This window comes from Prevotella sp. MGM1, from assembly GCF_002933775.1.
Taxonomy (GTDB): Bacteria; Bacteroidota; Bacteroidia; order Bacteroidales; family Bacteroidaceae; genus Prevotella.
This window is the reverse complement of sequence record NZ_BEWV01000068.1, coordinates 1-5,544: the sequence shown is the minus strand read 5'-3', so window position 1 is coordinate 5,544 and position 5,544 is coordinate 1. Positions and strand designations below refer to the sequence as shown.

6 protein-coding genes and 1 pseudogene are annotated in these 5,544 nt (G+C 45.4%); 6 read left to right on the top strand and 1 reads right to left on the bottom strand.

Features of this window, described 5'->3' with window-relative positions; genetic code table 11:
- Nucleotides 1-235 (top strand): annotated as a pseudogene (locus MoGM_RS02120) (hypothetical protein); the annotation flags it as partial.
- Nucleotides 236-419: 184 nt separating this feature from the next.
- Here the strand turns inward: MoGM_RS02120 and MoGM_RS02115 are convergent.
- Nucleotides 420-1,178, bottom strand: coding sequence for a response regulator transcription factor (locus MoGM_RS02115; protein WP_371410492.1), 759 nt, complete (start codon nt 1,176-1,178; stop codon nt 420-422).
- Nucleotides 1,179-1,264: 86 nt separating this feature from the next.
- On the opposite strand from MoGM_RS02115, the gene MoGM_RS02110 reads away from it, so the two are divergent.
- The 5 genes from MoGM_RS02110 to MoGM_RS02090 all read left to right on the top strand — a co-directional run.
- Complete coding sequence (locus MoGM_RS02110; RefSeq protein ID WP_104368564.1) at nt 1,265-1,822, top strand: sugar O-acetyltransferase; 558 nt, start codon at nt 1,265-1,267, stop codon at nt 1,820-1,822.
- A gap of 23 nt (nt 1,823-1,845) precedes the next feature.
- Nucleotides 1,846-2,517 (top strand): DUF1349 domain-containing protein, encoded by a 672-nt coding sequence (locus MoGM_RS02105; protein ID WP_104368566.1) that lies wholly within the window; start codon nt 1,846-1,848, stop codon nt 2,515-2,517.
- Between the two features lie 2 nt (nt 2,518-2,519).
- Nucleotides 2,520-2,906 carry a VOC family protein gene (locus MoGM_RS02100; RefSeq protein ID WP_104368565.1) on the top strand — a complete coding sequence of 129 codons (387 nt, stop codon included), beginning with the start codon at nt 2,520-2,522 and terminating at the stop codon, nt 2,904-2,906.
- A 43-nt stretch (nt 2,907-2,949) separates the two neighbouring features.
- Nucleotides 2,950-5,259: an ATP-binding protein gene (locus tag MoGM_RS02095; protein WP_104368563.1), complete on the top strand. Its 2,310-nt coding sequence runs from the start codon at nt 2,950-2,952 to the stop codon at nt 5,257-5,259.
- The coding region (locus MoGM_RS02090; RefSeq protein WP_146078619.1) for a response regulator at nt 5,252-5,544 on the top strand (293 nt) is incomplete at its 3' end. The genes MoGM_RS02095 and MoGM_RS02090, both read left to right, overlap by 8 nt.

The following is a 5,544-nucleotide window of genomic DNA, read 5'->3' as shown; positions in this document are numbered from 1 at the left end:
CAAGACGCTGGTGGACTACTACACCAAACTGTCGGACTTCCACGCCCAGTTCCGTGCCATCGGTACGAACTACAATCAGGTCGTTAAAGAGTTGCGCATCCATTTTTCGGAGAAGAAGGCGATGGCGTTGCTCTACAAGTTGGAGAAACATACCATCGACCTTGTGAAACTGAGCCGGGAGATCGTGGAACTTTCAAGGGAGATGTATGCTAAGAGGGAACAACAGAAGGAATAATTCCATAACACACCAAGCCCCCACAGATACGCAGCCAGGTATGTGAGCGAAGTCTGTTAGATAACTTTATTGCCGACCATGTCATCATAGGACGTTCGGGATTTCAGTTTAAGGATGAAAACCGACCGAAAGAATTAAATGCAAATAAAGGTAGTGGAATTATATTCCATTATTAATTATGCAATTAAATCAACTTCAAATCCTTTGCTATCCGACAGGCTTCAATAGAATTTTTCACCTGCAACTTCCCTAAAATCTCCTGTCTATGCCGGCTGACCGTATTTATGCTGATGTGGAGCGTGGCGGCTATTTCTTTGCTCAATAAACCTTTATCGATAAGGTTCAGAACCTGTTTTTCTCTGACGGACAATATTCTTGTGCTATCCTGTTTATCCAATTCCATCATCTGACCATTGACGGAATTGATTATCAGACATTTCGCGGGAATATCAAACAATAAAGGACTGTAAAGGCATAGAGCCAGCCACAAAGTATCGTTGGTGGGAACATAAACGTAAAACATCCGATGCAATACAGGTATATAACCATGCGTGCTACTTGTCATACGGAGCTTGCTCGTCAAATAATAATTGGCACGTTCCTTTTTCGGCTGGCATTTGACAAAATGGAAAAAACAAAGTTCTTGTAAGTGTTTGCTTGCCAAATCGTCAGGATGGATAAGTCTGAAGATTTCTTCTTCCCAAATGGAAGGCACCTTACCTTCTTTACCGTATTTGTCTATTTTAAGCATTCGTGAGAACTTGCCGTAATAGATGTAACTGGCATTGGTGCGCAAATCACTCAATACGGCAATAGCATTCTCCATACGTGCATAGTTGCACGCCATATCCTTATATCTGTCCAGCATCTCCGCATACGGCTGCTCTTCCGCAAAATCCTGTGCTGAAAACTCCTTGTCCAATACGCCTTTACTATCCATCATTGGGAATAAAATGGTTATTTATAATCATTGCGCTGTATATAGCAATGACTTACCTTTGCAAAGGTAATTGAAATAAATGGTTATTTATGATAAGTGAGAAAGAAAAATGCCGTCAAGGCAAATTGTACGATGCCAACAACGATGTGGAATTGATAGCCGAAAGGCAAGCATGTAAGCTGCTGTGCCATGAATATAATCATCTGCTGCCGTCAGAAACCGAACGCAGGAACGATATTATAATCAAGTTGTTTGGAAAGGCGGGACGTGGTTTTCTGATAGAGCAACCGTTTTTTTGTGATTACGGCTATAACATAGAGATTGGCGGGAATTTTTATGCAAACGTGAATTGCGTTGTCTTGGATGAGGCAAAAGTCAAGTTCGGCGACAATGTGTTCATTGCTCCCAACTGCGGATTTTACACTGCCGGGCATCCCTTCGATGTAGAGCAGAGAAACCGGGGATTGGAATATGCTCGGCCGATTACCATAGGCGATAACGTGTGGATAGGTGCGCATGTCTGTGTGCTGCCCGGAGTTACAATCGGCAACAACTGTGTTATCGGTGCAGGAAGCGTGGTGAACAAAGATATTCCGGAAGGTTCGTTGGCAGTCGGAAATCCTTGCCGGGTGATACGGAAAATATAATATTTTACATAAAATACATGGAAATGAAAAAGTTATTGCTAAGCGGATTGATGATTTCCGCTTCATTTGCCTGCATGGCGCAGTCATTGGAAAAGATGCAGTGGTTTAACGAACCTGAACAATGGGAAATCAAGGGCAACTCTCTTTCGATGAATGTCACTCCCCAAACCGATTACTGGCGCATATCTCATTATGGATTTACCGTCGACGACGCCCCTTTCCTGTACACCCTGCGTGGTGGAGAGTTTGAAGCCAAGGTAAAAATATCCGGCGACTACAAGACACGTTTCGACCAGTCGGGACTGATGCTTCGCATCAACCACGAAAATTACATCAAGACAGGGATTGAGTTTGTGGACGGCAAATACAATCTCAGCACCGTCGTGACGCATCATACGAGCGACTGGAGCATCATACCTCTGGACAAACCCGTGCCGTTCGTATGGATAAAGGCGGTGCGCCGACTCGATGCCGTGGAAATTTTCTATTCTTTTGATGACAAAGAGTACACGATGATGCGTAACGCCTGGCTGCAAGACAATCGTCCGGTCATGGTGGGAATAATGGGGGCTTGTCCTGACGGAAACGGCTTCACAGCCAAGTTTGAGAATTTCTCCATTAAGCATCTGCCCGATTTGCGCAGAGTGCAGTGGCTGAAGGAAAACAATACGGAAACAACTGAAAACAAGAAATGACCATGAGAATAGAACATATCGCAATCTGGACGGACGACCTCGAGACCCTAAGAGCATTTTACACCAGATATTTCAACTTGAAGTGCGGCAGCAAATATACAAACCCATACAAAAACTACACATCTTATTTTCTGTCTTTTGGAGAGGATAAAACCCGCATTGAACTCATGCACATCCCTGATATGCAAAATCCGGCAAGCAGGGGCAACCTGAAAGGGCTGGCGCATTTTGCCATTGCAGTAGGAAACGCTCAAACGGTAGACACACTCACCGAACGGTTGAGAGCAGACGGCTATACCATATTGAGCGAACCGAGAACGACGGGTGACGGATACTATGAGAGTGCCGTAGCGGACCCTGAGGGAAACTATGTGGAAATAACAGCGTAAATGTTGTAAAGGGTTGTTTCAATATATCAGTCAAAAACATATAATGAAACATATTCAACAAATAGTTGCATCTGGTTATTGGCTGATTATATTGTTAATAGGTTGCATCGTTTATACTTGGCATCATGAATGGCAGGAAATAGAAAATTTGGAATCAGACAACCGACAGATTGACGAGTTACGGAAAGAGATAAACGATGTGCATATTCAACTAATAGAGTTTTCCCTATTGGGTGAAACAATATTGGAATGGGATGATGAAGAGTTGGAACATTACCATACCCAACGTATGGCAGTAGATAGCATGTTATTCCGTTTCAAATCTATCTATCCGGAAGAGCGTATCGACAGCGTGAGCTATCTTCTTGAAGACAAAGAACGGCAGATGCGCGGTATAGTTAAACTACTTGATGAACAGCAAGTACTTAATGAGAAAATTGCTCGTCAACTACCTGTAATCGTGCAGAAAAGCGTACAGGAACAGCCCAAGAAACCGAAACGGAAAGGATTCTTGGGCATCTTTGGTAAAAAAGAGGAAGCAAAACCTACCATAACCACCACGATGCTCCGTTCCTTTAACCGAAATATGATAACCGAACAACAGGATCAAAACCGTCGTTTGTCTGAATACGCAGATAGCCTTGCTGTACGAAACGCAGAACTGAATAGGCAACTGCAAGGACTGATTATTCAAATAGATGGAAAAGTTCAAGCTGACTTACAGAAACGAGAAGCGGAAATAGCCTTCATGCGGGAACGGTCGTTCATTCAGATTGGGGGCTTGACAGGGTTCGTTATACTGATATTGGTCATTTCTTATATCATCATCCATCGAAATGCCAACCGCATCAAGCGATACAAACAGGAAACCGCAGATTTAATCGGGCGACTGCAACAAGTGGCAAAGCGAAACGAGGCACTGCTAGCCTCTCGCAAGAAAGCGGTACATACTATCACCCATGAGTTACGCACACCGCTGACGGCAATAATGGGTTATGCCGGACTGGTGGAAAAAGAGAATAACATAGAACGAATTAGGCGTTATATCTGTAATATCCAAGAATCTTCCGACCGTATGCGCGAAATGCTCAATACCCTGCTTGACTTTTTCCGTCTGGATAACGGCAAGGAGCAGCCTAATTTCTCCCCTTGCCGGATTTCAGCAATCACGCACATTCTTGAAACGGAGTTTACGCCAATCGCCATGAACAAGGGGCTGGCTCTTACCATAACCAATCAAACGGATACGGTTGTCTTGACCGATAAGGAACGTATCCTGCAAATCGGCAACAACCTGCTGTCCAACGCCATCAAGTTCACGGACAACGGTGGCGTTTCTCTGACAACGGACTACGATAACGGTGTCCTGAAACTTATCGTCGAAGATACGGGTACGGGAATGACCAACGAGGAACAGCAACGCGTGTTCGGTGCGTTTGAGCGTCTGGCAAACGCCGCCGCAAAAGACGGCTTCGGACTGGGACTTTCCATCGTTCAGCGTATCGTGTCAATGCTCGGCGGCACGATACGGCTGGAGAGCGAGAAAGGCAAAGGTAGCCGTTTTACGGTGGAAATACCCATGCAGACAGCCGAGGAACTGCCGGAACGGATAAATCAGACACGGATTCATCATGACCGTACATTCCATGATGTCATTGCCATCGACAATGACGAGGTTCTTCTCCTGATGCTGAAAGAAATGTATGTACAGGAAGGTGTACACTGCGACACCTGCACCGATGCTGCGGAACTGATGGAAATGATACGCCGGAAAGAATACAGCTTACTTCTGACGGATCTGAACATGCCGAAAATCAACGGCGTCGAGCTGCTGGAGCTGCTACGTACCTCCAACGTGGGCAATTCAAAGACTATCCCGGTAGTCGTGACAACCGCTTCTGGCAGTTGCAGCAAGGAGGAACTTATGGAACGTGGATTTTCCGATTGCCTGCTCAAACCGTTCTCCATATCTGAACTGATAGAGGTTTCAGACAAATGCGCCATAAAAGGCAAACAGAACGAAAAGCCGGATTTCACCTCCCTGTTGTCCTACGGCAATGAATCCGTCATGTTGGAGAAACTGATAACAGAAACTGAAAAAGAAATGCAGGCAATCAGGAAAGTGGAACAAAAGAAAAATCTTCAAGAGCTGGACGCCCTGACACACCATCTGCGAAGTTCATGGGAGATACTTCGTGCAGACCAACCGTTAAGGGAACTTTATAAACTGCTTCATGGAAGAACCGCTTCTGATTATGAAGAACTGAACAAAGCCGTGACTGCCGTGCTGGATAAAGGCACGGAAATCATCCAGTTGGCAAAAGAGGAAAGGAGAAAATACGAAAATGGATAAGACAAAAATCATCGTGGTGGAGGACAATATCGTATATTGCGAGTTTGTCTGCAACTTGCTGGCACGCGAGGGATTCCGCACCGTGCAGGTTTTTCACCTCTCGACCGCGAAGAAATATCTGCAACAAGCCGCAGACAGGGACATCGTGGTTTCCGACCTGCGCCTGCCCGACGGCAACGGTATCGACCTGCTGCGCTGGATGCGCAAGGAAGGCAGGATGCAGCCCTTTGTCATCATGACCGACTATGCCGAAGTGCATACGGCGGTTGAAAGCATGAAACTCGG

Coding starts and splice junctions, on each gene's coding strand:
- MoGM_RS02115 (WP_371410492.1), bottom strand. CDS start 1,178: ATGATGGATAGTAAAGGCGTATTGGACAAGGAGTTTTCAGCACAGGAT.
- MoGM_RS02110 (WP_104368564.1), top strand. CDS start 1,265: ATGATAAGTGAGAAAGAAAAATGCCGTCAAGGCAAATTGTACGATGCC.
- MoGM_RS02105 (WP_104368566.1), top strand. CDS start 1,846: ATGAAAAAGTTATTGCTAAGCGGATTGATGATTTCCGCTTCATTTGCC.
- MoGM_RS02100 (WP_104368565.1), top strand. CDS start 2,520: ATGAGAATAGAACATATCGCAATCTGGACGGACGACCTCGAGACCCTA.
- MoGM_RS02095 (WP_104368563.1), top strand. CDS start 2,950: ATGAAACATATTCAACAAATAGTTGCATCTGGTTATTGGCTGATTATA.